At 75.0% G+C, this 22,929-nt stretch carries 26 protein-coding genes; 17 read left to right on the top strand and 9 right to left on the bottom strand.

All coding sequences use genetic code 11. From position 1 onward, the window contains the following. The first annotated feature begins 20 nt into the window (after window positions 1-20). The 6 genes from VGI02_RS10520 to VGI02_RS10545 all read left to right on the top strand — a co-directional run bounded on the left by VGI02_RS10520 (window position 21) and on the right by VGI02_RS10545 (window position 4,834). Window positions 21-467 carry a polyketide cyclase / dehydrase and lipid transport gene (locus VGI02_RS10520; RefSeq protein WP_331627287.1) on the top strand — a complete coding sequence of 149 codons (447 nt, stop codon included), beginning with the start codon at window positions 21-23 and terminating at the stop codon, window positions 465-467. A gap of 25 nt (window positions 468-492) precedes the next feature. Continuing rightward, window positions 493-1,293 (top strand): metallophosphoesterase family protein, encoded by an 801-nt coding sequence (locus tag VGI02_RS10525; RefSeq protein WP_331627288.1) that lies wholly within the window; start codon window positions 493-495, stop codon window positions 1,291-1,293. A gap of 119 nt (window positions 1,294-1,412) precedes the next feature. Continuing rightward, the gene (locus tag VGI02_RS10530; protein WP_331627289.1) at window positions 1,413-1,841 is read left to right on the top strand and encodes an SRPBCC family protein; all 429 of its coding nucleotides are present in this window, start codon (window positions 1,413-1,415) and stop codon (window positions 1,839-1,841) included. Then, window positions 1,841-3,076, top strand: coding sequence for an ArsA family ATPase (locus VGI02_RS10535; RefSeq protein ID WP_331627290.1), 1,236 nt, complete (start codon window positions 1,841-1,843; stop codon window positions 3,074-3,076). Before VGI02_RS10530 ends, VGI02_RS10535 begins: the two co-directional genes overlap by 1 nt. Window position 3,077: 1 nt before the next feature. Continuing rightward, window positions 3,078-3,875 (top strand): hypothetical protein, encoded by a 798-nt coding sequence (locus VGI02_RS10540; protein ID WP_331627291.1) that lies wholly within the window; start codon window positions 3,078-3,080, stop codon window positions 3,873-3,875. Further along, window positions 3,869-4,834, top strand: a complete 966-nt coding sequence (locus tag VGI02_RS10545; protein WP_331627292.1) for an ROK family protein — start codon at window positions 3,869-3,871, stop codon at window positions 4,832-4,834. Before VGI02_RS10540 ends, VGI02_RS10545 begins: the two co-directional genes overlap by 7 nt. Here the strand turns inward: VGI02_RS10545 and VGI02_RS10550 are convergent. Further along, window positions 4,831-5,481, bottom strand: a complete 651-nt coding sequence (locus tag VGI02_RS10550) for a hypothetical protein (protein WP_331627293.1) — start codon at window positions 5,479-5,481, stop codon at window positions 4,831-4,833. The two genes, VGI02_RS10545 and VGI02_RS10550, sit on opposite strands and share 4 nt — an antisense overlap. Further along, complete coding sequence (locus VGI02_RS10555; protein ID WP_331627294.1) at window positions 5,478-6,299, bottom strand: alpha/beta hydrolase; 822 nt, start codon at window positions 6,297-6,299, stop codon at window positions 5,478-5,480. The genes VGI02_RS10550 and VGI02_RS10555 overlap by 4 nt, the downstream gene beginning before the upstream one ends. Before the next feature lie 220 nt (window positions 6,300-6,519). Between VGI02_RS10555 and VGI02_RS10560 the strand changes: the two genes are divergently transcribed. From VGI02_RS10560 to VGI02_RS10580, 5 genes are all read left to right on the top strand, one after another. After that, window positions 6,520-7,215, top strand: coding sequence for a lysophospholipid acyltransferase family protein (locus VGI02_RS10560; RefSeq protein ID WP_331627295.1), 696 nt, complete (start codon window positions 6,520-6,522; stop codon window positions 7,213-7,215). A 47-nt stretch (window positions 7,216-7,262) separates the two neighbouring features. Further along, complete coding sequence (locus VGI02_RS10565; RefSeq protein ID WP_331627296.1) at window positions 7,263-7,790, top strand: polyadenylate-specific 3'-exoribonuclease AS; 528 nt, start codon at window positions 7,263-7,265, stop codon at window positions 7,788-7,790. 51 nt (window positions 7,791-7,841) lie between these two features. Beyond that, entirely contained in the window at window positions 7,842-8,798 is a 957-nt protein-coding gene (locus VGI02_RS10570) for an NAD(P)-dependent oxidoreductase (protein ID WP_331627297.1), read from the top strand. 35 nt (window positions 8,799-8,833) lie between these two features. Then, window positions 8,834-10,222: a class II 3-deoxy-7-phosphoheptulonate synthase gene (locus tag VGI02_RS10575; RefSeq protein WP_331627298.1), complete on the top strand. Its 1,389-nt coding sequence runs from the start codon at window positions 8,834-8,836 to the stop codon at window positions 10,220-10,222. 188 nt (window positions 10,223-10,410) lie between these two features. Next, window positions 10,411-10,944: an Rv1352/Rv1906c domain-containing protein gene (locus tag VGI02_RS10580; protein WP_331627299.1), complete on the top strand. Its 534-nt coding sequence runs from the start codon at window positions 10,411-10,413 to the stop codon at window positions 10,942-10,944. Window positions 10,945-10,955: 11 nt separating this feature from the next. Here VGI02_RS10580 and VGI02_RS10585 read toward each other — a convergent pair whose 3' ends face one another. Beyond that, window positions 10,956-12,218, bottom strand: a complete 1,263-nt coding sequence (locus VGI02_RS10585) for a protein kinase domain-containing protein (protein ID WP_331627300.1) — start codon at window positions 12,216-12,218, stop codon at window positions 10,956-10,958. A gap of 120 nt (window positions 12,219-12,338) precedes the next feature. On the opposite strand from VGI02_RS10585, the gene VGI02_RS10590 reads away from it, so the two are divergent. After that, entirely contained in the window at window positions 12,339-12,698 is a 360-nt protein-coding gene (locus VGI02_RS10590; RefSeq protein ID WP_331627301.1) for an Rv2175c family DNA-binding protein, read from the top strand. Between the two features lie 350 nt (window positions 12,699-13,048). Here the strand turns inward: VGI02_RS10590 and VGI02_RS10595 are convergent, their stop codons facing one another. From VGI02_RS10595 to VGI02_RS10605, 3 genes are read right to left on the bottom strand one after another with little or no spacing between them, the layout of a single operon-like run. Next, window positions 13,049-14,074: a phytoene/squalene synthase family protein gene (locus tag VGI02_RS10595; protein WP_331627302.1), complete on the bottom strand. Its 1,026-nt coding sequence runs from the start codon at window positions 14,072-14,074 to the stop codon at window positions 13,049-13,051. Continuing rightward, window positions 14,071-15,600: a phytoene desaturase family protein gene (crtI, locus tag VGI02_RS10600; RefSeq protein ID WP_331627303.1), complete on the bottom strand. Its 1,530-nt coding sequence runs from the start codon at window positions 15,598-15,600 to the stop codon at window positions 14,071-14,073. The genes VGI02_RS10595 and crtI overlap by 4 nt, the downstream gene beginning before the upstream one ends. Next, window positions 15,600-16,796, bottom strand: a complete 1,197-nt coding sequence (locus VGI02_RS10605; protein WP_331627304.1) for a polyprenyl synthetase family protein — start codon at window positions 16,794-16,796, stop codon at window positions 15,600-15,602. Before VGI02_RS10605 ends, crtI begins: the two co-directional genes overlap by 1 nt. A gap of 133 nt (window positions 16,797-16,929) precedes the next feature. Here VGI02_RS10605 and metF point away from each other — a divergent pair, with 133 nt between their 5' ends. Next, on the top strand, window positions 16,930-17,820 hold the full coding sequence (gene metF, locus VGI02_RS10610; RefSeq protein WP_331627305.1) for a methylenetetrahydrofolate reductase [NAD(P)H]: 891 nt from the start codon (window positions 16,930-16,932) through the stop codon (window positions 17,818-17,820). Between the two features lie 15 nt (window positions 17,821-17,835). Here metF and VGI02_RS10615 read toward each other — a convergent pair whose 3' ends face one another. Both VGI02_RS10615 and VGI02_RS10620 read right to left on the bottom strand, forming a co-directional pair. Beyond that, window positions 17,836-18,453 (bottom strand): DUF3153 domain-containing protein, encoded by a 618-nt coding sequence (locus VGI02_RS10615; protein WP_331627306.1) that lies wholly within the window; start codon window positions 18,451-18,453, stop codon window positions 17,836-17,838. A 138-nt stretch (window positions 18,454-18,591) separates the two neighbouring features. Further along, window positions 18,592-19,308: a GNAT family N-acetyltransferase gene (locus VGI02_RS10620; protein ID WP_331627307.1), complete on the bottom strand. Its 717-nt coding sequence runs from the start codon at window positions 19,306-19,308 to the stop codon at window positions 18,592-18,594. Between the two features lie 304 nt (window positions 19,309-19,612). On the opposite strand from VGI02_RS10620, the gene VGI02_RS10625 reads away from it, so the two are divergent. Together VGI02_RS10625 and VGI02_RS10630 are read left to right on the top strand one after the other, a co-directional pair. Next, complete coding sequence (locus VGI02_RS10625) at window positions 19,613-19,903, top strand: hypothetical protein (protein WP_331627308.1); 291 nt, start codon at window positions 19,613-19,615, stop codon at window positions 19,901-19,903. Window positions 19,904-19,932: 29 nt separating this feature from the next. Next, window positions 19,933-20,472 carry an SAV_6107 family HEPN domain-containing protein gene (locus tag VGI02_RS10630; protein ID WP_331627309.1) on the top strand — a complete coding sequence of 180 codons (540 nt, stop codon included), beginning with the start codon at window positions 19,933-19,935 and terminating at the stop codon, window positions 20,470-20,472. Between the two features lie 3 nt (window positions 20,473-20,475). Here the strand turns inward: VGI02_RS10630 and VGI02_RS10635 are convergent, their stop codons facing one another. Continuing rightward, window positions 20,476-21,330 carry a ParA family protein gene (locus VGI02_RS10635; protein WP_331627310.1) on the bottom strand — a complete coding sequence of 285 codons (855 nt, stop codon included), beginning with the start codon at window positions 21,328-21,330 and terminating at the stop codon, window positions 20,476-20,478. Between the two features lie 34 nt (window positions 21,331-21,364). Between VGI02_RS10635 and VGI02_RS10640 the strand changes: the two genes are divergently transcribed. Beyond that, entirely contained in the window at window positions 21,365-22,144 is a 780-nt protein-coding gene (locus VGI02_RS10640; protein ID WP_414638240.1) for a methyltransferase domain-containing protein, read from the top strand. 216 nt (window positions 22,145-22,360) lie between these two features. Next, the gene (locus VGI02_RS10645) at window positions 22,361-22,762 is read left to right on the top strand and encodes an SCO2097 family morphological protein (RefSeq protein ID WP_331627312.1); all 402 of its coding nucleotides are present in this window, start codon (window positions 22,361-22,363) and stop codon (window positions 22,760-22,762) included. The last annotated feature ends 167 nt before the right edge of the window (window positions 22,763-22,929 follow it).

Genomic DNA, 22,929 nt, shown 5'->3' on the forward strand with positions numbered 1-22,929 from the left:
TCGTCGGGCAGGCTGGGTCCGTGGCCGCCCTGGACGTGATCGACGAGACGTTCGTGCTCGCCGCACGGGCGGAGGTGGCCGCCGCGTTCGCGGACCCCGACGAGTGGCCGCGGCTGTGGCCGGACCTCGATCTCACGGTCTTCGACGACCGCGGCCCGGCCGGTATCCGCTGGTCGGTCACCGGGGGCTGGGTCGGCAGCGCGGAGGTGTGGTGCGAACCGATCGCGCTGGGTCCCGGACCGGAGGCGGGCGGGGAGGAAGGCACCCTCCTGCACTGGTTCCTGCGCGTCGACCCCGCGCCCGGACCCGATGGCGCGCCCGCCCGGCGCCTGCTGCGCGGACGGTCGGGCGCCACGCGCGAGGGCCTGCGTCGGCAGCGCGCGGCGAAGCAGATCGCCTTCGGCCTCAAGGCACGGCTGGAGCGGGGACGCCGGCCCGGCGAGCCCGCGATCCCGGCGACCGCCTGATCCACGACGGGACGAGTGCCAGACCGTGTTGGTTCATGTCGTCTCCGACATCCACGGCAACGCCGCCGACCTCGCCCGGGCCGCCGACGGGGCCGAGGCCCTGGTCGTGCTGGGCGACCTCCTGGACTTCGTCGACTACGACGACCCGGCGCAGGGCATCCTCGCGGAGATCCTCGGGCCGCAGGCCACGGTCGAGTTCGCGCGGCTGCGCTCCGAGGGCGGCCCCGGGGCGCTGCGCGAGTACACCCGGCGGCTCTGGGCGGACCTCGACGATCCCGCGGCGCTGGTCGACGCGGCCGTGCGGCGCCGCTACGAGCAGATGTTCGCCGTCCTCGGGGCCATCGACGTCCCGGTGTGGCTGATCCCCGGCAACGTCGACGTCCCCGCGCTGTGGCCCGAGTTCCTCGCCGCGTACCCGCACCTGCGCAGCGTCGACGGCGAGGTCGTCGAGATCGGGGAGCACCGGGTCGGGTTCGTCGGCGGGGTGCCGCTGCCGCCCGGGATGGAGCCGCGCGCCGGGGTGTTCCGCGCCTACATGCGCGAGGCGGGGGAGTACGCCGCGGCGGTGGAGGCGCTCGGTCCCGTCGACGTGCTCTGCAGCCACGCGCCGCCTGCGGTCGCGGAACTGGCCTACGACGTCGTCGCGCGCACCCACGAGCTGACCTCGCCCACGCTGGTCGAGCACATCCGGGAGTACCGCCCACGCCTGGCGCTCTACGGCCACGTGCACGCCCCGCTCACCGGTCGTGCCCGGATCGGGCCCACGGAGTGCGTCAACGTCGGGCACTTCCGCCGCCGGGGGACGCCCGCGGCCGTGCGCTGGTGAGCTGGACGACAGCCGCAGCCTTGGCGTGTTCCACATCGTGAGATGCGTCGCCCCCGGGTGGGGTGGCCTGGATGACGGCGGGGACGAACGCGTGAGGCGACGGCGGTAGCCTCCGCGCCATGGCGGACGAGTCCACGCAGTCCATCACCGTCGCGGCAGCTCCGGCGGCCGTGCTCGACGTGATCGCCGACTTCCCCGCCTATCCGGAGTGGGCGGACTCGATCACCTCGGCCAAGGTCCTCACGCACGACGAGGAGGGCCGACCCGAACAGGTCCGCTTCACCCTGGACGCGGGTCCTCTCAAGGACACGTATGTCCTCGCCTACGACTGGGTCGACGACGGCGTCACCTGGGACCTCGTGTCCGGTCAGATGCAGCGCGGACAGCGCGGCCGCTACCGGCTCGAGGGCTCCGAGAAGGAGACCACCGTGACCTACACCCTGGCCGTCGACCTGGCGGTCCCGATGCCCGGGCTGATCAAGCGCCGGGCCGAGAAGAAGATCATGGACACGGCGCTGACCGGCCTCAAGCGGCGCGTGGAGAACTGATGCGGGTCCTGCTCTTCACGGGCAAGGGCGGAGTGGGCAAGACGACGACCGCCGCCGCGACCGCGGTGGCCCTCGCGCGCTCGGGGCGCAAGGTCCTCGTGCTCTCGACCGACCCGGCGCACTCCCTGGGCGACGCCTTCGGCACGGACCTGGGCAGTGAGCCGACCGAGGTCGCGGGGAACCTGCCCGGCCTGTTCGCGGCGCACGTCGACACCCGGGCCCTCGTCGACGAGGCCTGGGAGCCGCTGCGCGCGCAGTTGCGGACGCTGCTGGCCGGGGCCGGGGTCGAGGAGCTGGTCGCGGACGAGATGACCGTGCTCCCCGGGGTCGAGGAGCTGCTGGCCCTCGAGCAGGTCCGGCGGGCCACCGAGGACGGTCCGTGGGAGGTCGTCGTCGTCGACTGCGGGCCGACCGCCGAGACGTTGCGCCTGCTCAGCCTGCCCGAGGCCTTCGGCGGATATCTGGAGCGGCTCTTCCCGGCGCACCGCCGCGCCGTGCGCGGGGTGCTGGCCGGGCTCGCGGGCAGCGGCGCCCAGGTCGCGAAGTGGGACGCCGCCGCCGGGGCCCTCTCCCGGCTCGCCGAACAGCTCTCCGGCCTGCGGGAACTGCTCGCCGACCGGGAGACCACGACGATCCGGCTCGTCCTCACCCCGGAGCGCGTGGTCGCCGCGGAGACCCGGCGCACGCTGACCGCCCTGGCCCTGCACGACCTGCACATCGACGGCGTCGTCGCGAACCGCCTCGTCCCGCACCCCGGCTCCGGGCGCGGTGCCGCCGCGGCCTGGATGCGGGAGCGCCGCCAGGAGCAGGACGAGGTGCTCGCGGAGCTCAACGAGCTCACGGCGGGGGTCGGGGTGCCGGTGCGCTCGGTCGGCTACCGGGCGGGGGAACCGGTCGGGACCGACGACCTCGCCGGTCTCGCCGAGGACCTCTACGGCGACGACGACCCGCTCGAGGGCGGCGGCGGCCGCCCCCTGCTCGACGTGCGGCGCACCGCGGGAGAGGGCACGTCCGCGGACAGCGAGTACGTCCTGGACCTGCAGGTCCCGGGCATCGGCGACGGTGACGTCGACCTCGCCCGGATCGGCGACGAGCTCGCGGTGACCGTCGCGGGCAGGCGTCGGACGGTGGCGCTGCCGCCGGTCCTGCGCCGCTGCGACGTCGTGACCGCCGACCTCGACGACGACGTGCTCTCCATCGCCTTCCGTCCCGACCCGGCCGTCTGGATGCGGTGACGTGACGGGACCGGGGGGAACCGAGGCCGACCGGGCGGCCCGCGAGCGGCTGGCGCGGGAGGCACGCGAGGCGGCGACGGCGCTGCTGGACTGGGTGGGGACCCGCGTCGACGGCGCCGCGGCGGCGGACACCTCCGGACGGCCCCGGCAGAGTCCCGGGCCGTGCACGTGGTGCCCGGTGTGCGCGCTGGTCGCGGCCCTGCGCGGGGAGCAGCCGGAGCTCACGGCCACCCTCGCCGAGCAGGCGTCCGGGCTGCTCGTCGTCCTGCGCCTGATGGTCCAGGCGCACGCGACGGGCGCGCACGAGCACGCCACTCACGAGCACGGCGCCCACGAGCACGGCACCCACGAGCACACGACGCCGGAGCCCTCCGGTCCGGCCCGGCCGATGGCCGGCGCCGCGCCCACCCCCGCGCCCACCGCCGCGGCGGAGGAACCCCAGGTGCCCTGGGACGTCGCCCCGCACGCACTGTTCGACCCCGGTCCCCGGGCCGCCGCCGCCGGACCCCGGCCCGACGAGGCCCCGCGCCCGGCCCCGGAGCGGCCGACCGGGAAGCGCGGGCCCCGGCCGAGCCCCCGCAGGCAGACCGCCGGTGCGGACTCCCCGACGGAGCCCGACGACGTCGCCGCGTCCGTCCCCGCTGCCGCCGCCGAGCCCCGGCCGTTCCCCCAGCCGCAACCGCAGACGTCTTCCGTCGCGGCGGCGCCGACCGCAGCCGCGACCGCGGCCCCGACGGCCGACCGCTCCGGCCGCGGCGTGCAGCGCATCCCGGTCCGCCGGCGGACGCGACCGTGCTGACCGTCGGCGTCGACGTCGGCGGGACCTCCGCGAAGGCAGGCCTCGTGGACTCCGGGGGCACCCTGGTCGCCACCCGCGTCGCGCCCACCCCGCGCACCGCCCACGAGCTCGACGACACCGTGGCGGGCCTGGTCGACCACCTCGCCGGGCACGCGCGCGCGGACGGTACCGACGTGGCCGCCGTCGGCCTGGCCGTGGCGGGGTTCGTCGACCCGGAACGGCGCTCGGTGTCCTTCGGCGCCCACCTGCCGTGGCGCGACGAACCCGTCGTCGCCCGCATGTCCGAGCGGCTCGGGCTGCCGGTGACCCTCGAGCACGACGCCAACGCCGCGGGGCTCGCGGAGCACCGGGTCGGGGCCGCCGCGGGTGCCCACGTCGCGGTGCTCGTCGCGCTCGGCACCGGGATCGGTGCGGCGCTGCTCGTCGACGGCACCGTCTTCCGCGGGGCGCACGGGGTCGCGCCCGAGCTCGGCCACCTCGTCGTGGTCCCGGACGGGCGACCGTGCCCGTGCGGGAAGCGGGGCTGCCTCGAGCGCTACTGCAGCGGCACGGCCCTGGGGACCGGCGCGGACGAGCTCGTCACGGCCAGCGAGGACTTCTCGACGCTGCGCGCCAGCTGGGAGCGCGGGCTCCCACTCACCGGGCGCGAGGTCGCCGACGCGGCCGCGGCCGGGGACGGGCTCGCGCGCCGCGTGATCGCCGACTTCGCGAGCTGGCTCGGCCGGGGTCTCGCGCTGGTCGCCGACGTCTTCGACCCCGACGTCGTGGTGGTCGGCGGCGAGGTGTCCGCGTCGGCCGCGCTGTTCCTCGAGGACGCGGTCCGCACCTACGGCGAGCAGGTCACCGGCGCGGGGCACCGTCGTCTGGCGGAGGTCCGCCCGGCCGTGCTGGGCGGGGACGCGGGCATGATCGGCGCGGCACTGGACGCCCGCGAGCGGTGCGCCGCGGAGCGCGCCTAGAGCGTGCCTGCCTCGTCGGGTCCGGCGTCGTGCTCGTCGTCCGACGGGCGCCGCATCCCGACGACGAGCCATCCCAGCCCGGCCGCCATCGCCAGCAGCCCCGGGACGATGCCGAGCCCGGCGAGTCCGCCCCCGACCAGGGCGGGCAGCGCGAGCAGCACGACCCCGGCCACCAGCAGCAGCAGACCCAGCAGGCTCGAGAGCCCGATCCGTGGGAGCGGCGGCGGCTCCGGCGGCACGAAGTGGTCGTCCGAGGCGTCGCGCCGCGTGGTCGGCGGCTGCTGGGCCCCCGACGGTCCGGAACCGGTCTTGCGTTGCGGGGTCGGCGGTGCGCCGGGGGACTGCGGTCCCGGGGCCGTCGGCCCGGTGAACAGGTCGTCGTCGCGGCGTTCCGGGTGCGCCTGCGGCTGGCCCTGCGGCGGCGTCGTCAGGCCCACCCCGGAGGACGGGCCGTCCTCGCTCGGGTCCTGCGGCCACCGCGGGGCGTCGGCGCCCGCCCATTCGGCCACGATCGCCGCGAACGCCGCGTCGACGTCGTCGGGCATCTCGAAGCGGCGGGCGTCGGCCGACCCCGACGACAGGCCGGCGTCGTCGGAGCGGCGGGGAGTCTCCGGCCGGGGGGTCTCCTCGGGATCGGGCGAGCTCATGCGGGGTTCCCTGCCGTCGAGCCGGTGATCGGGGTGGAGGTGGAGGTGGAGCCGGCGGTGCGGGCCGCGTCGACGCGGCGCACGAAGGCGGTGCTGCCCGCGAAGATCGTCGGGGCGCCGTGGTCGAGCGTCGCGACGTGGTAGCTGTCGGGCAGGACCACCTCGGAGACGTCGGTCGAGGAGATGCCGTCGAGCACCAGGCGCGCGTTCACCGGCTCCACGACGTGATCGGCCGCGGACCGGTAGAGCAGCGTCGGCTGGTCCACCCGGCCCAGGTCGCCCCGCACCAGGTCCCACAGCTCGCGCAGCGACACGAACGCCTTGAGCGGCACGCGGTCGTAGGCGAGCTCGGTCACCCCGGGCTTGGCGATGTCGTTCGCCACGGCACTCGCCCACGGCCACACCCGGGCGAGGTAGGGAGCGACGGCGGCGTCGCGCCGCAGCGTCGTCACCGAGGGGTTGACCAGGCAGATGCCGGCGATCGCGTCGCCGTACTCCTCGGCGAGACGCAGCGTCAGCGTGCCGCCCATCGACAGCCCGAAGACGAACACCGACCGGCAGCGGCCCGCCAGCTCGTCGACCGCGCGGGCCAGCTCGCCGTACCAGTCCGGCCAGCGGGTGGCCTGCATGTCGCGCCAGGCGGTGCCGTGCCCGGGCAGGCGCGGGCCGCGCACGGCGAAGCCCTCGGCCGCGAGGTGCTCGCCCCAGGGACGCATGCTCTGCGGGGTGCCGGTGAAGCCGTGTGAGAGCACGATCCCGATGCCGGGTTCGCCCACGGGATCGGCGGAGAAGGGCTCCGCCCCGGGCATCACGGGCACGCGCGCCTCCAGCACCAGGGTCTCGGGCGCCGCACGGCCGGGCTGCCCGCGTTCATCGTGGCACGTCCCACACGCCCGCGATACGGCCAGGTGCCCGAACAGGTGGTGGAGTCGACACTCTCTTCGGGGACCCGCGCGACGCGGCGTCGTTGTCCGCGCGGGGAGGGCCTGCCTACGCTGCGACATCCGGGGACCTCGGGCCCGTCGGGGAGGGAGAACGGTGCTCTACTGGCTGATGAAGTGGGTGTTCCTGGGGCCGCTGATGCGCGCCGCGTTCCGCCCCGAGGTCCGCGGCGCGGAGAACCTCCCGCGCTCGGGCGGAGCCCTCGTGGCGTCGAACCACCTGGCGGTCCTGGACTCCTTCGTGCTGCCGCTCATGGTGCCCCGGCGGATGGCCTTCCCGGCCAAGGCGGAGTACTTCACGACGCCGGGTCTGGTCGGCACCCTGCAGCGCTGGTTCTTCTCCGGGATGGGGAACGTCCCGATCGAGCGCGGGAACGGGCGCGCCGCCCGCGCCGCCCTCGACACCGGCATCGGCGTACTGCGCGAGGGGCGGCTGTTCGGGATCTACCCCGAGGGCACGCGGTCGCCCGACGGCAGGCTCTACAAGGGCCGCACCGGCGTCGCCCGGATGGCGCTGGAGGCGAAGGTCCCCGTCGTCCCCGTCGCGATGGTGGGGACCGACCGTGCCAACCCCGTCGGCTCCCGGTTCTGGCGGCCCGTGAAGATCCGCATCGTGATCGGCGAGCCGCTCGACTTCTCGCGCTACTTCGACATCGCCGACGACCGCCAGGTGGAGCGCGCCATCACCGACGAGGTGATGTACACCCTCATGGATCTCGGCGGCCAGGAGTACGTCGACGTGTACGCCTCCAAGGCCAAGGAGGAGGCCGGGACCTCGGACCAGGCCGCCTGACCGGCGGTGGGGGACCGCGCGTACCGGGTGGGGGAGAATCCCCGTCCGTGGCACGGATCTTCTACGACTGCGAGTTCATCGAGGACGGGACGACGATCGAGCTCGTCTCGCTGGGCGCGGTGGACGAGGCGGGCCGCGAGTTCTACGCGGTCTCGCGCCAGTTCGACGCGCTGCGCGCCGGCCCGTGGGTGCGCAAGAACGTGCTCGACAAGCTCCCGGCCATCTCGGACCCGGTCTGGCGCAGCAGGTTGCAGATCCGCGAGGACTTCTACGCGTTCGTGACGGCGGGCGAGGGCGAGGTCGAGCTGTGGGCATGGAACGCGCCCTACGACCACGTCGTCATCGCGCAGCTCTGGGGTGCCATGCCCGACCTGCCGCGCGCCCTGCCCCGGTTCACCCGCGACCTCCGGCAGCGCTGGGACGACGTCGGGCGGCCGGCGCTGCCCGCCGCGCCCGACGACGCCCACGACGCGCTCGCCGACGCCCGGCACAACGTGCGCAAGTGGGAGGTCATCGACGCCCGCTGGCACGAGCTGGGGATGGCCGACGTCGAGGGGCGCGCCGCCCGACGCTGAGCGGCGGCGCGGGAGGGCGGGGACGGCCGACCGCGTGGCATCGTGATCGTCATGCGCATCGGACTGGTGGGGGGCGGGTTCCCCGAGGTGCGGCGCTGCCTCACGGCGGCGCTCGACGAGCTCGCGATCCCGGAGCTCGCCGGGACCGAACTGGTGGACGTGCCCCATGCCGCGCCCGTGCCGGTCGACGTGCTGTCCCCGCTGGGCAGCACCATCGACGGGCCGCTCATGGATGCGTGCGGGGCCCGGTTCGTCCAGCAGTTCGGGGTCGGGGTCTCGGGCGTGGACCTCGACGCCGCCCGCGCCCGGGGCCTCCCCGTGGCCAACGTCCCGGGCGGCGACTCCGGCAACGCGACCGCCGTCGCCGAGCTCGCGGTGCTCCTGCTCCTGGCCCTGCTGCGCCGTTTCCCCGAGGCGCGCGCGAACGTGGCCGAGAAGGCGGTCGGTGCGCCGATGGGGACGATGCTGCGCGGCCGGATGGTCGCCGTGCTCGGCACCGGGGACATCGGCGTCGAGGTCGCGACGCGGCTCGCGGCGTTCGGGGTCCACGTCGTCGGGATCGGCCGCCGGGAGGCCGAGGCCTACCCGGCCGCGGCTGCCGTCGTCGAGACCTACCGGCGCGCGGACGACCTGCCCGCCGCGCTCGACGGCGTCGACGACCTCGTCGTGGCCTGCCCGCTCACCGAGGACACCCGCGGCATCGTCGACGGCGACGCCCTGGCCGCGCTGCGTCCCGGCGGGCACGTGGTGAACGTCGGGCGCGGCCCCGTCGTCGACCGCGACGCGCTGCTCGCGGCCCTGCGCGCGGGGCAGCTCACGGGAGCAGGGCTCGACGTCGCCTGGCAGGAGCCGATCGACCCGCACGACGAACTGCTCGGCGAGAACGTCGTGGTCACCCCGCACATCGGCGGGATCACCGAGGAGTCGTACGCGGGGATGGCGCGCGGCTTCGTCGCCAACGTGGGCCGTTTCGTCCGCGACGAGGAGATCCACCACCGCGTGTGCTGAGAGCCGGTCGGGCCGCGCCCGTAAGCTCATGCCTCGTGTGGTCCGTCGATCTGCCCGTGGATGCCCTGCCCGGCCTGCCCCCGCTGCCCGCCGAGTTGCGGGAGCGCCTGGACACGGCGCTCTCCAAGCCGGCCACCCAACAGCCGGACTGGCCGGATCCGGGGGCGGTGCTGGACGCGCGGACGGTGCTCGAGCACGTACCGCCGATCACGGTGCCCTCGGAGATCGACCGGCTGCGGGGCCAGCTGGCGGCGGTCGCGCGGGGTGAGGCGTTCCTGCTGCAGGGCGGGGACTGCGCGGAGACCTTCGCCGACAACACCGAGCCGCACCTGCGGGGCAACATCCGCACGCTGCTGCAGATGGCGGTGGTGCTGACCTACGGCGCGTCGACGCCGGTGGTGAAGATCGCGCGGATCGCCGGGCAGTACGCGAAGCCGCGCTCGGCGGGCACCGACGCGTTCGGGCTCCCGTCGTACCGCGGGGACATGGTCAACAGCCTGGCCGCGAACGCGGAGCTCCGGGTGCCGGACCCGGGCCGGATGATCCGGGCGTACGCGAACGCGTCGGCGGCGATGAACCTGACCCGGGCGCTGACCTCCGGTGGGATGGCCGATCTGCACGAGGTGCACGACTGGAACCGGGAGTTCGTGCGGACCTCGGCCGCGGGGGAGCGCTACGAGGCGGTCGCGGGGGAGATCGACCGCGCGCTGCGCTTCATGTCGGCGTGTGGGGTGACCGACCACTCGCTGCACTCCACCGAGATCTACGCCTCGCACGAGGCGCTGGTGCTGGACTACGAGCGGGCGCTGCTGCGGCTGGACTCGGCGCGCCGCGACGACCCGAGGCTGTTCTCGCTGGGCGCGCACTTCCTGTGGATCGGGGAGCGCACCCGGGCCCTGGACGGGGCGCACATCGCGTTCGCGGAGCTCTTGGCGAACCCGATCGGGGTGAAGATCGGGCCGTCGACGACCCCGGAGCAGGCCGTGGAGTACGTGGAGCGGCTCGACCCGCGCCAGGAGGCAGGCCGGCTGACGCTGATCTCGCGGATGGGCGCGGGCAAGGTCCGCGAGGTGCTGCCGGCGATCGTGGAGAAGGTGACCGCGTCGGGGCACCAGGTGATCTGGCAGTGCGACCCGATGCACGGCAACACCTACGAGGCCACCACCGGGTTCAAGACGCGGCACTTCGACCAGGTCGTCGACGAGGTGCAGGGGTTCTTCGAGGTCCACCACCGGCTGGGCACCCACCCCGGCGGCATCCACGTCGAGCTGACCGGGGAGAACGTCACCGAGTGCCTCGGGGGCGCGCAGGACATCTCCGACTCCGACCTCGCCGGGCGCTACGAGACCGCCTGCGACCCCCGCCTGAACACCCAGCAGTCCCTCGAGCTGGCGTTCCTCACCGCGGAGATGCTGCGGACGTAGGTGCGCTGCGCGCTCGTGAGCACGACGGATCGTGGCGCGGTGCACCCGACGGTGCGCAATCCGTCGTCTGCCCAGCCCAATGCTTAACCCTGATGGGTGAACTCTTGGAGATCTACTAACACGCGCTGTCATTGCCCCGATCCCGGAGGTGCGAATCACGCACCTTCGACCGACGGAGCGACGACGTCATGACCACCCTTGCGCAGCCGCCCACGTCCGTCCCGGCGCCGGCGCCCAAGCGGCGCCCGAGGGTCGGGCGCACCCTCGCGGTCGTGAGCGGGCTCGCGCTCGCCTACTTCGTCGGTGTCGGCGTGGGTCACTCGGGTCAGACGGTCGAGGCCCGACCGGCGGCGCAGCCCGCACCCGTCGTCATCACCCGTGACGTCCCGGTTCCTGGGCCCACGGTCACCGTTCCGGGACCCACCGTCACGGTGCCCGGCCCGACGGTCACCGTCGAGGCACCGGCTCCCGCGACCGCTCCCGAGCCCGCCGTCGGGGCCACCTTCAGCGCCGGGACCTACGAGGTCGGCACGGAGATCAAGCCCGGCACCTACAAGACCACCGGCTCGTCGTTCTGCTACTTCGAGCGGCTCAAGGACCTGAACGGTGACCTCGACTCGATCGTGACGAACGAGATCGTGAACGGGCAGGGGTCGATGAAGGTCGCCTCGTCGGACAAGTACGTGAAGTTCGACGGTAGCTGCACCTGGACGAAGCAGTAACCGCTCGTCGCTCACAGACCTCCGGCACCCAGGAACCACCCGGCGATCCCCGCGGCCACGGTCGCCGCGCTGACGAGCACGACCCAGGCGGAGAACACCCGCCGCGAGCGGATCCGGTCCCGACGGCGGGCGTGGCGCTCGACGCGGTCGACGACGTCGTCGACGTGGCCCGCGCGGCCGGTGCCGCCGGAGTCCTGGGCGGCCGGCTCGTCGGCCTCCTCGTCCTCGTCGTCGTCCGGCTCGTCGTCGACGGGATCCGGCGCGGGGTCGTCCGCGGGCGCCTCGCGGGGGATCGGGCCGCTGAAGCGCCGGGTCCCGGTGTGCGGGGGTGGCGGGGTGGCCGACCCCGCCCGGGGCCGCCGGGGCGGCGCCACCGGGGCGAACGGCAGGCCCTCCTCCTGGCGCACCCGCCGGGCCGCGTCGAGGAACGCGGCCGCGGAGGCGAGTCGCTCGGCCGGGTCGCGGCGGGTGGCGGCGACGACGAGCCGGTCCAGCGCGCGGGGAATCCCCGGGGCGCACGTGGACGGGGCGGGCACGTCGGCGTTCACGTGCCGGTAGGCGACGGCCAGGGCGGTCTCGCCGCCGTGCGGGGGTGCCCCGGTGAGCAGTTCGAAGAGCACGACGCCCGCGGCGTAGACGTCGCTGCGCTCGTCGGTGCGCCCGTGCTGGACCTGCTCGGGCGCGAGGTAGGCGGCGGTGCCGAGGATCATGTCGTCGGAGGTGGAGCCGCCGGTGTCCAACGAGCCGCCCGCCGCGCCGTCCCACGCGGCGGCCACCAGCCCGAAGTCGGCCACCTTCAGCTGGCCCGACCGCGCCACCAGCACGTTCTCCGGTTTCACGTCCCGGTGGACCATGCCCTGCCGGTGCGCCGTCCGCAGGGCCGCGAGCACCTGCTCGACGACCGTGAGCGCCGTCGCCGGAGCGAGCCGCACCTGCTCGCGGATGACGTCGCGCAGGGTGCCGCCCTCGACGAGCTCGAGGACCAGGAAGATCGTGCCGTCCTCGTCGCGTCCCTGGTCGTGGACCGCGACGATCCCCGGGTGCGAGAGCCGTGCCGCCGCCCGGGCCTCCCGCTCGAAGCGGCGGACGAAGGTCGGGTCCTGCGCGAGCGACGGCTCCATGATCTTCACCGCGACCGGCCGGTCGAGTCGCAGGTCGGTCCCGCGGTGCACCGTGGACATGCCGCCCCGCGCGAGGACGTCGCCGACGCGGTAGCGCCCGTCGAGCATCGTGCGCGACCCGGTCCGCGGGGGACCTGAGGTGTCGCGGGGCATGGGCGGATGCTACGAGCGCAGGACGGTACTGCCCCGCCCGACGCGCGGACTCCTCGGTGGAGCAGGCGATTCCCGACGAGCTCGGTGATGCCGGACGGAGTCCTCTGGCACAGTGTCCCGATGACCGCCGCACTCAACGCTCTCGTCGGACGGGAGATCGAGACCCTCACCCTCGCCGAGGCGGCCGAGCGCCTCGACGTGCCCCGCACCCGTGTCAGCCAGATGATCAAACAAGGCCAGCTGCTCGGGGTGCGCGAGGGCGACCGGTGGATCGTGCCTGCCGCGTTCCTCGGCGAGACCGCGGTGGTGAAGGGCCTGCCCGGCACCATCACGGTGCTGCGCGACGGCGGCTACTCCGACGAGGAGATCCTCCGCTGGCTCTTCCTCGAGGACCCGACGCTGCCGGGCGCACCCATCGAGGCCCTCCGCTCGGACCGCGGCGGCGAGGTCAAGCGCCGCGCGCAGGCGATGGCCCTGTAGGGCAGAGCGCGCCCCAGCTCACCGAGCACCTGACGCAGCGCGGGTGCCAGCGCGGCGGCGCGCCGCGGGCCCAGGGTCGCGACGAGCCCCGCGGCCACCGCCGGGCCGTGCCAGGCCCGGACCTCGTCGGTGCCGTCGGGGCGCACCGTGACCGCGAGCAGGGTCGGCGCCCACGGCGGGTCGGCCCCGTAGGCCTCGGCCCGCCAGGCCCGCACCCGGTAGTCCCGCAGCGGCGCCACCTCGAGCTCGGGGACGCGGCGCGCGGCCGCCGCGCCCGCCGTCCGGCACCGCCGACAGTCCGCGTCGACGGCGAGGACCAGCTCGTCGACGGCACGGCGCACCGGCTCAGCCTACGGTCGTCCGTCGTCCGGGACGCTCCACCCGCGGGCGGGTCGACGGCGGGCGGGTCGACGGCGCGCGAGCACCGCCCGCACCAGCCCGGGGCCCGCCACCGCGGCCCGCCGGGCGTTGCCGACCAGGACGCGGTGGGCGAGCACGTCGTAGTCCACGGCGACGATCTCGTCGAGGATGCCGCCGTAGAGCACCGCCGCGGTCCGCACGCAGGGACGCGACACCGGGTCGAGCTGGGCGATCCCGGGCTCGGCGCGCCGGTAGATCGCGCGGGTCCGGGCCACCAGGTGGGCCAGGGCGCGCCGCACCCGCGGGTCGGTCCGCTGCCGGGCCCGGCACCACAGCAGCAGGTCGCGGTCGACGCCGAACGCGGCCAGCTCGTCGCGCGGCAGGTAGACCCGCCCGCGGTCGAGGTCCTCACCCACGTCGCGCAGGAAGTTCGTCAGCTGGAACGCCACGCCCAGCGCGGCCGCGGCGGGCTCGGCCTCGGCGCGCGGGACCACGGTCCCCAGCACCGGCAGCACCTCCAGCCCGATCACCGCCGCGGAGCCGTGGACGTACTCGCCGAGGTCGTCGAAGGACTCGTAGCCGGTGACCGAGAGGTCCATGGCCATCGAGTCCATGAAGTCCTCGAGGTGGCGGTGGTCGATCCCGTAGCGCTCGACGGTGTGCGCGAGCGCCGCGACCACCGGCTCGTCGGCGAGCAGCGTCGCCGCGTCGGTCGTACCGGCGAGCGCGACCCGCATGCGCGCCCGGACCTCCTCGAGGCGCGCCACCACCTCGTCGGGGCCCGCGGCGCCCGGCGCGTCGACGACGTCGTCGGCCATGCGCGCGAAGCCGTACAGCGCGTGGATCGCCGGCCGCTGCGCCGGGGTGAGCAGGCGGGTCGCGAGGAAGTAGGTGCGCCCGTGGGCCGCGTTGAGCGCCCGGCAGCGCGCGTACGCCCCGCGCAGTTCGGGCGTGGTGATCCCGGCGGCGTCCAGCTCGCCCGCCGCGGCCCGCGGCGCCGCCACGCCCGAGGTCATGCGGCGTCCCCCACGATGCGCTGCGCGGCGAGCTTCCCGGACACGACGACCGTCGGGACCCCGACGCCCGGCGTCGTCCCGCACCCGGCCAGGACGACGTTCTCGACGCCGCGCGGGAGGTTGCCGGGACGGAACGGCCCGGTCTGGGCGAAGGTGTGCGCCGCCGCGAACGGGGTGCCCGCGGCCATCCCCGCCCGCGCCCAGTCGGCGGGGGAGATGCGGTGCTCGGCGACGACGGACGAGGGGTCCAGGTCGATGCCCCGGCCGGCGAGCACGCCGAGGATCTCGTCGCGGTAGCGCGGCCCGATCCGGTCCCAGTCCAGGTCCGGCGCGCTTTCCAGGTGGGGGCACGGAGCGAGCACCGAGACGTAGTCGCCACCGGGTGGGGCGAGCGCGGGGTCGGTGGCGGTCGGGCGCGTGACCAGCAGCGACGGGTCGCTCATCAGCGTTCCCCGGTTGATGATCTCGTCGAAGGTCGACGCCCACGCCCCGCCGAAGGAGATCGTGTGGTGCCCGAGCGTCGGCACCGGCCGGTCCAGCCCGAGGTGCACCACGAACGCCGACGGCGACCAGCGCAGCGGCACCGGGCGCCGCGGGGCACGGCCGAGCAGCCGGTGCACCACCGGCAGGTCGGGAGTGAGGACGACGGCGTCGGCCGCGAGCCGCTCCTGCGCCGTCACGACGGCGGTGACCCGGTCCCCGCGGCGTTCCAGCTCCGTCACCTCCGCCCCGTAGCGGAACGCGACCCCGGCGTCGGCCGCCGCGTCCGCGTAGGCCTGCGGCAGGGCGCGCACGCCCCCCGGCCTCCCGTCACGACCCCGCGGGAAGTACACCCCCGCGATGGTGTCCATGTAGGCGATCACCGCGTAGGCCGCGAGCGCCCGCTCGGGCGGGACCCCGGCGTAGAGGGCCTGGAACGAGAAGATGCGGCGCAGGCGCTCGTCGTCGACGAACCGTCCGATCCGCGGGCCGAGCCTGCCGAACCCGCCGAGCAGGCCCAGTCGGGCCAGGTCAAGGGAGACGACGTCGAACGGGGAGTCGAAGTTGGCGTCGATGAACGTCGACATCTGCACCCGGTAGAGCTCGCCGAGCCACTCGCGCAGGCGGCGGTAGCCCGCCGCGTCGCGCGCGGAGACCTTCTCGCGGATCTCCTGTTCCATCGCGTCGGCCCCGGTGTGCACGTCGATCGCGGAACCGTCGGCGAAGCGCGCGTGGTATGCCGGGTCGAGGGGCACCAGGTCGAGCCGGTCACCGAGCTTCTCCCCGACGGCGGCCAGGGGCGCCTCGAGCAGGTCGGGCATCGTCAGGACGGTCGGCCCGGTGTCGAGGCGGAAGCCCCCGTCGGCGTGCGGCCCTTTCCCGGGGAGGTCGAGGCGGCCCGCCCGGCCGCCCGGGAACTGCTCGCGCTCCACGACGGTGACCTCGCACCCGGCGCCGCGCAGGTGCAGCGCGGCGGTCAGCCCGGCGAGCCCGGCCCCGACGACGACCACGTGGCGCGCCGGCGGCACCGTCCTACGTGGGGGCATCAGCTCTTCCGACGGGTGGAGGCCGCGGCCAGGGCGACGAGACGCTCCCGCCCGTGCGGATCGAGGTCGACCTCGGCGAGGGCCTCGAGCGCGGAGCCGGTGAGCGTCCCGATGCGTTCCTCGACCTCGTCGACCACCCCGAGCCCCACCAGGGCCGTGCGCGCCGCCTCCACCTCCCCGGCGGTGAGGTCCTGCTTGCCCAGCGCGTGCTCGAGCGGGGCGGCGCCGTCCTGGTCGGGGTGGCGGCGGGCGAGGGCGACGAGCAGCGTCCGCTTGCCCTCGCGCAGGTCGTCGCCCGCGGGCTTTCCGGTGACCGCCGGATCCCCGAACATCCCGAGCAGGTCGTCGCGCAGCTGGAACGCGATCCCGAGGTCGGTCCCGAAGCGCCGGTAGGCGGACACGACGTCGTCGTCGGCACCGGCCAGCGCCGCACCCAGGTGCAGCGGCCGTTCGACGGTGTACGCGGCGGTCTTGTACCGGCTGATCCGCAGCACCCCCTCGGGCGTGGCGAGATCGGTGGCGTGGCCGACGACGTCGAGGAACTGCCCGGTGAGCATCTCCGTGCGCATCGCCTCCCACACCGGCGTGGCCCGCGCGAGCACCGCCGGGTCGAGGCCTGCCGCGCGCAGCATGTCGTCGGCCCAGGCCAGGGCGACGTCGCCCACCAGCACCGCGACGGCCGCGCCGAGGCGCTCCGGCGGGCCGATCCAGCCCCGCTCCCGGTGCCGCGCGGTCCACCGCGCGTGCACCGTCGGGAAGCCGCGGCGCAGCGCCGAGTCGTCGATGAGGTCGTCGTGCACCAGCGCGCAGGCCTGGATCAGTTCGAGGGCGGCCACGGCACGGCGCACCACGTCGGGATGGGGCGCATCGGGCGAGGCCGGGCCTCCCGCGGCGCGCCAGCCCCACCACGCGAAGGTGGGGCGCAGTCGTTTGCCCCCGCCGAGCGCGAGCGCGGCGAGGTCGTCCACGGCGTCCACGAACTCCTCCGCCATCTCGGCGCACGCCGCACGGCGGACGTCGAGGAAATCACGGAGGGCATCCGTCACGGCCGCGGGCAGATCGGCGTCGACGGAGGCGAGGACCTCGGTCACGTCCCGGGTCCCGCGCGCTCGCCGAGCCGTCGACCCGTCGTCGGGCCCGAAATCGTCGCCGGTCAGGGCGCTGCTGGGGGTCGCGAGCGTCCGGCCACCCGTCATCCGTTCTCCTCTCGGCGTGTCGCCGGGTTCAGGGTAGGCACGACCGGTCGGACCGGCCGGACGGGCGTCCGGGCGGGCGGCGGCCGTCACACGAGACCCCCATATCGGAGGGGGGGCCACGTATGGTCACCGGATGGCCACTGTCACGGAACGCATCCAGCGTGGGACGCCGACCTTCTCGGTGGAGTTCTTCCCGCCCAAGAACGACGAGGGCGAGCGGACCCTGTGGGAGACGGTGCGCTCGGTCGAACCGCTCGACCCGGCCTTCATCTCGGTGACCTACGGCGCGGGCGGCTCGAGCCGCGATCGCACCGTGCGCACCACGGGCCGGATCGCCACCGAGACCACGCTCACCGCGATGGCCCACCTCACGGCGGTCGACGCGTCCATGGACGACCTGCGCCACGTCATCGGCTCCTACGCCGAGGCGGGCATCTCCAACGTCCTCGCGATCCGGGGCGACCCGCCCAACGACAAGGACGCCGACTGGGTGCCGCACCCCGCAGGCCTGCAGTACTCCGACGAACTGGTCCACATGGTCCGGCGTCTCGGCACGTTCTGCGTCGGCGTGGCGGCGTTCCCGTACCTGCACCCGCGCTCGGAGGACGAGGACGTCGACACCCGGTTCTTCGTGCAGAAGGTGAAGGCTGGCGCCGAGTTCGCGATCACCCAGATGTTCTACGACGCCGACCAGTTCCTCCGGATGCGTGACCGGATCGCGGCGGCGGGGTGCGACATCCCGATCATGCCCGGCCTCATGCCGATCACCACGCCCAAGGCGATGGAGCGCGGCGCCGACTTCTCCGGGGCCGCGCTGCCGCAGGCGATGACCGACCGGCTCGAGCCGCTGACCGACGACACCGCGGCCTTCCGCGAGGCGGGCATCGACCTGTGCGTCGAGCTCTCGCAGCGGATGTACGACGAGGGCGTCGGCAACATCCACTACATCAGCATGAACCGCCACCCCGCGGTGGTGGACGTGGTCAACCGCCTCGGCCTGGTGCCCGACCCCGCCACGGACTGACCCGCTCGCGCCCGGTCAGCGGCGCGCCCGCCGGTCCACCCGGGGGCGCGTCGCGGCGGCCAGCGCGAAGACCACGCCCGCGGCCACGAGCACGACCAGCGTCAGCAGCAGCGCCCAGCTGACCCACGAGGGCGCGTTGGGGTCCGGGTACTCGGCGACGGCGTTGACCTCGCCGACCTCGCCCGGCGCGAAGGTCCACCCGACGACGCCCTGCGAGACCGTGCCGTCGGTCTGGCGCACCGTGCCCGGGAACGCCATCTTCAGCTGCACGTCGGCGCTCTCCGCCGACACGCGCGTCAGGTCCACCTGGCCAGAGAGGATCACCCGGTCACCCGCGCGGCGCAGCTGCAGCCGGATCGCCGACGACGTCGTCGGGCTGATCTGGGGGAGCAGCCGTGACACGTCGTCGAAGGTCAGGTCCTCGAACGACAGGTGCGAGCCGACGTAGCCGTCCTGCTCGTAGCGGGTGACCGTGACGTCCCCGGAGAGGTCCGAGGGCACCTGCAACGGCGGCCCGTTCCCGCCCGGGGCACCGTCGGGGGTCCCGATGTCGATCGTCCCCGACACCGTGTCCTCCGGCGAGACCGCGAGGCCGGCGCGGACCCGGACGCACCCGGTGCTGAGGAGCGCCACGATCGCGAGCATCGCGGCGAGGAGAACGAGGGAGCGTCGACGCGTCGGTCGTCGCGTGGGAGGGGAGCCCAGGGACACGAGCGTCATCGTGCCAGGCACCCCCGACGGTCCCCGGGTGGCCGAGGCGGCGCGTCCGGTTCAGCTCCCGGGATCGGGCTCCATCGGGAGCGGGCGGCCCAGGACCGCGAACGGCCGCGGGTCGCTCGAGAAGCGGTGGTGGCGCAGGAGGTCCCGGAACCCGCACCGGCGGTAGAGCAGCCAGGCGCGGGTCGGGACCGGCGCCTCCGGGGTGGAGAGCAGGACGTGGCCCGCGTCGGCGCGGTCGAGGAGGCGTCGCAGGAGCCCGTGGCCCAGCCCGTGGCCCTGGGCGTCGGTGCGGACGTGCAGCTCGGTGAGCTCGAAGTAGTCCGCGAGGTAGGACTCGGGGTCGTCCTCGAGGGGCCAGGGGTCGAGGTCGGCGGTGGCCGGGACCTGGTTGTTGCCGTTCCCGGTGCGCGCGGCGTCGCCGAGCAGGCGCCCGAGGCCCGCGCCGAGCAGTCCGCCCCCGGCTCCCGTGGACCGGGCCGGGCGTGCGGCCCGGCGCAGCCCGCGGCGCACCTCCTCGTACCACCACTGGCCCGCGGCGCCGGGGTAGCCGTAGGCGATCCCGCGCAGGACGTCGTGCCGGTCGAGGGCCGCGACGCCACGCCAGCCGGGCCTGCGGGAGTGCTCGAGCCACATCGGTGCCCGCTGCCGGGCGGTGCCGGGCGGGTAGCCCATCGCCGCCACGTACAGGTCCAGCGCCTCGTCGAGCCGCGCGGCGAGCTCGGTGGGGTCGAGATCGACCAGCCGGGCCTCCTCGGGCGCAGCCGTCATCGCCGCCCCTCCACCCGGTCGGGGGCCGGGATGCCGCGCGCCCGCGCCCCACCGTCCATCGCGCCATCTCATCACGCCCGTCGAGTCGGGTTCACCGCACGGCAGGAGCGGCCCGGCCGGACGACTTGACGCGCGCCGGGAGGCAGGGTTCACTCGTCTCTGTCGAACACATGTTCGACTCGGGTGCGGCGGGCCGTGGGGAAGCGTCTCGCCGTACCCGGCGCCGCCGGCTTCCCCACGGTGGCTGGCACAAGGCCCGTCCCGCGCCCGGCGGGGCGGAGTAGCGCGCCGCCGTGGAGGACGCATGGTTCGTAGCCCCTCGCCGGTCGGAGTGCGGTGCGTCGACGGCGACCCCGTCGAGTTCCACCGCCGCCCCAACCGGCGTGACAGCCACTACCTGGTCACCGAGGTCCAGGAGCGCTGGATCGAGCAGTCGCGGTGGCCGTTCCGGTCGGTGATGCCGATCGGGGGCGATCGGTGCCGCTGCTGGCGGGTGCTCGCGCGTCGCTCCGACGAGCCGCACCTGCCGGCAGGCGAGTTCGTGCTCCGCATGCGCTCCGGGCCGGGGGTCTGGGACCTCCGCTGGCTGACCTGATCCCCGCTCCGAGTCCCCGGGAGGACACCGTGACCACTCCGACCACCACCCCCGACCGCACCGCCGAGTCCGCGGGCCTGTTCGACACCGGCCTGGCCCACACCCCGGCGCCCCGCCCGGCGCACCGCGCCCGGTCCACCGGCGCCCGACGCCCGGGCGGCCCGGCGGCCGGCCCGCGCCCGCCCGGCCCGCCCCCGTCCCGGTCCGTGGTGACGCTGCTCGGAGCGGCCCGGGACGGGCTCCGCGAGGCCCAGGCGGCCGAGACGTCCGCCGAGCGCTTCCGCCTCGCGCACCTGTCCGCGCTGCGCTCGGCGGCCGCGGTGCTCGCGGCGCGGGCGCGGACCCGCCGTTCCGGGCGCCCGACCGACGCCTGGACGCTGCTCGCCTCGGTCGCCCCGGAGTACGGGGAGTGGGCCGCGTTCTTCGCCGCGCACTCGGCGACCCGCTCGGCGGTCGAGGCCGGGGCGCGCAGCCGGGTGTCCCAGCGCGACGCCGACGACATGGTCCGCGAGGCCGACCTCTTCCTCGCCCTCGTGACGCGGACGGTGGCCGGTCGGCGGCCGTCGTGATCGTCAGCCGGTGCGGCGCGACCCCTTCTGGTCGCCGGCGCGGTGCCCGGCCCGGACGATGCGCCCGAGCAGGTTGTCGAACTGGTGGGAGATCTCGCGGGCGCCCGGGGTGTCCCAGCGCTGGATCGGCACGCCCGCGCCCTGGGCCTGCTGGACCGCGGTGCGGTCGGGCAGGACGCCGGGCAGCACCAGCGGGCCGAACAGTTCGCGGAGCTCGTTCACCCGGAACTCGTGCTCGGCCGAGCGTGCCCGGTAGCGGTTGATGAGGACGCCGAGGGGTTGCAGGGTCGAGTTGTGGGCGCGTTCGGCCTGCACCGCCTCGAACGCCCGCTGGACCCCGGACACCGCGAAGATCGTCGGCTCGGTCACCAGGACGGCGCGGTCCACCGCCACGAGCGCGGAGCGGGTGAGCTGGCCCAGCGAGGGCGGGCAGTCGATGAGGACGAGCTCGTACTGCGGGAGGCGGGTGGATCCGGACCGCGACGTCCCGCCCTCGTCCGCACCCGTGCCGCGCGGGAGGGCCGCGAGGAGGCGCGACAAGCGGCCGAGGCGCTGGGAGCCCGGATCGGGGTGGTTGTGACGCTCGATGTCCTCGGAGCCCACGAGCACGTCGATGGTGTCGTCCCAGCTGCTCGGGGCGATCGAGGTCAACAGCGTCGCGGGTGAGGGGTTCTCGAGCGCGTCCGCGATGGTGGTCTCGCTCTCCGCGGGCTCGAGGGCCGTCGTGGAGTTGCCCTGGGGATCGAGGTCGACCACCAGGGTGCGCAGCCCCTGTCGTCCGGCCGCCCCGGCCAGACCGAGGGTGACGGTGGTCTTGCCGACCCCGCCCTTCAGGCTCAGCACACCTGTCACGTACACGGGGGCAACGTACCGGCTCGCGCACGAATCCCCGATGGGTGAGCACTACGGTGTGGCCGTGAACGCTCGCCCGTCCGCGCCGACGACCGTCGACGTCGTGGCCCGTGCCCTGCACGACGAGCTCGCGGCCGCCCGCGCCCGACGCGGTGGCGCCGCACCCCGCGTGCTCGACGTCGGTGGGGGCAGCGGGACCTGGGCCGTCCCCTTGGCGGCCGATGGCTGCGAGGTCACCGTCGTCGACTCCAGCGCGAACGCCCTCGCCGTCCTGCGCAGCCGTGCCCGCGACGCCGGCGTCGCCGACCAGATCCGCGCCGTGCAGGGGGATGTCGACGCGCTCGCCGAGATCGACGGTGACGTAGGGGCCGACCTGGTGCTCGGCCACGGGCTGCTGGAGTACGTGGACGACCCGGCGTCCGCCGTCCGGGCCCTCGCGGCCGCGACGGCGCCCGGGGGAGCGGTGTCGGTGCTCGTGGCGGGCCGCTGGGCCGCGGTGCTGGGCCGGGTGGTCTCCGGACGGGTGGCCGAAGCCCGGCGTCTGCTCGCCGACCCCGCCGGCCGCTGGGGGCGCGGCGACCCGCTGCTCCGCCGGATGGACACCGGGGAGGTCCGGGCCCTGCTCGAGCAGGACGGTGCGCTCGTCGTCGAACAGGTCCGCGGCCACCGGGTGCTCGCCGATCTCGTCCCCGAGGCTCCCGACGGCGGGGGAGGGGCCTCCGACCTCGCCGCGCTCGAGGAGCTCGCGGCCGACACGCCACCCCTGAGGGATCTCGCCTCACGCATCCACGTGATGGCTCGACGTCCCGATCAGCGGTGATCGTCGCGAACCGGCACGCTGCGCGCCGGGATGATCGCGCCGCGTCGCCGCGTGAGGCTTCTCACCGGCCGAAAGAATGATCGTCGGGGCAACACACCGGTCCGGGTAGTCGGAGTGCCGGACGCCTCGTACGATGAGGTCAGCCATCCCGATGATGTGCCGATCGTCCCTTCACTGGGCCGATCACCGCTCTCGTTCCGGTGCCGGAGGAGAACCATGCCGCTCTCCGAGCACGAGCAGCGCTTGCTCGACCAGATCGAGCGCGCGCTCTATGCCGAGGATCCGAAGTTCGCGTCGACGGTGCGGGGTGGTCGACTCCGACGTCCGTCCCGGCGCCGCCGGGTCCAGGGCGTGGTGCTCTTCGTCCTGGGTGTCGTCGCCCTGGTGCTCGGGCTGGTCTTCCAGTGGTTCGTCGCCGGCTTCCCGATCGTCAGCGTCGTGGGCTTCCTGTTGATGTTCGCCGGCGCGGTCCTCGCGATCACGGCGACCGGCGGGAAGAAGGGCGAGGCCGCCGCCGGTGAGGGCGACGGCAAGTCGGCCCCGGCGGGCGACAAGGAGAAGAGCAGGTTCACCAGCCGGATGGAGGAGCGCTTCCGGAAGCGCTTCGAGCAGGAGTAGCACTCCGTTCGTCTTCCCGACGCGCCGTCGACCCACCGTGGTCGGCGGCGCGTCGTCGTGTGTGGGGGGCGCTCCACCTCGCCCCACCTCGGTCCCCACTCGACCCCACCGCGCCCCCTCCGCTCGCCCTTCGTGTTGATCAGGAGCACGTCAGGCAGCTGTGCGGG

Source organism: Actinomycetospora sp., from assembly GCF_036497245.1.
GTDB lineage: Bacteria > Actinomycetota > Actinomycetes > Mycobacteriales > Pseudonocardiaceae > Actinomycetospora.

What these genes read in the sequence shown, in the direction of transcription:
- VGI02_RS10585 (WP_331627300.1), bottom strand. Translation starts at nt 12,218, where the DNA reads ATGCCCCGCGACACCTCAGGTCCCCCGCGGACCGGGTCGCGCACGATG.
- VGI02_RS10645 (WP_331627312.1), top strand. Translation starts at nt 22,361, where the DNA reads ATGCCGCTCTCCGAGCACGAGCAGCGCTTGCTCGACCAGATCGAGCGC.
- VGI02_RS10570 (WP_331627297.1), top strand. Translation starts at nt 7,842, where the DNA reads ATGCGCATCGGACTGGTGGGGGGCGGGTTCCCCGAGGTGCGGCGCTGC.
- VGI02_RS10535 (WP_331627290.1), top strand. Translation starts at nt 1,841, where the DNA reads ATGCGGGTCCTGCTCTTCACGGGCAAGGGCGGAGTGGGCAAGACGACG.
- VGI02_RS10595 (WP_331627302.1), bottom strand. Translation starts at nt 14,074, where the DNA reads ATGACCTCGGGCGTGGCGGCGCCGCGGGCCGCGGCGGGCGAGCTGGAC.
- VGI02_RS10590 (WP_331627301.1), top strand. Translation starts at nt 12,339, where the DNA reads ATGACCGCCGCACTCAACGCTCTCGTCGGACGGGAGATCGAGACCCTC.
- VGI02_RS10530 (WP_331627289.1), top strand. Translation starts at nt 1,413, where the DNA reads ATGGCGGACGAGTCCACGCAGTCCATCACCGTCGCGGCAGCTCCGGCG.
- VGI02_RS10550 (WP_331627293.1), bottom strand. Translation starts at nt 5,481, where the DNA reads ATGAGCTCGCCCGATCCCGAGGAGACCCCCCGGCCGGAGACTCCCCGC.
- metF (WP_331627305.1), top strand. Translation starts at nt 16,930, where the DNA reads ATGGCCACTGTCACGGAACGCATCCAGCGTGGGACGCCGACCTTCTCG.
- VGI02_RS10620 (WP_331627307.1), bottom strand. Translation starts at nt 19,308, where the DNA reads ATGACGGCTGCGCCCGAGGAGGCCCGGCTGGTCGATCTCGACCCCACC.
- VGI02_RS10605 (WP_331627304.1), bottom strand. Translation starts at nt 16,796, where the DNA reads ATGACGGGTGGCCGGACGCTCGCGACCCCCAGCAGCGCCCTGACCGGC.
- VGI02_RS10625 (WP_331627308.1), top strand. Translation starts at nt 19,613, where the DNA reads ATGGTTCGTAGCCCCTCGCCGGTCGGAGTGCGGTGCGTCGACGGCGAC.
- VGI02_RS10640 (WP_414638240.1), top strand. Translation starts at nt 21,365, where the DNA reads ATGGGTGAGCACTACGGTGTGGCCGTGAACGCTCGCCCGTCCGCGCCG.
- crtI (WP_331627303.1), bottom strand. Translation starts at nt 15,600, where the DNA reads ATGCCCCCACGTAGGACGGTGCCGCCGGCGCGCCACGTGGTCGTCGTC.
- VGI02_RS10580 (WP_331627299.1), top strand. Translation starts at nt 10,411, where the DNA reads ATGACCACCCTTGCGCAGCCGCCCACGTCCGTCCCGGCGCCGGCGCCC.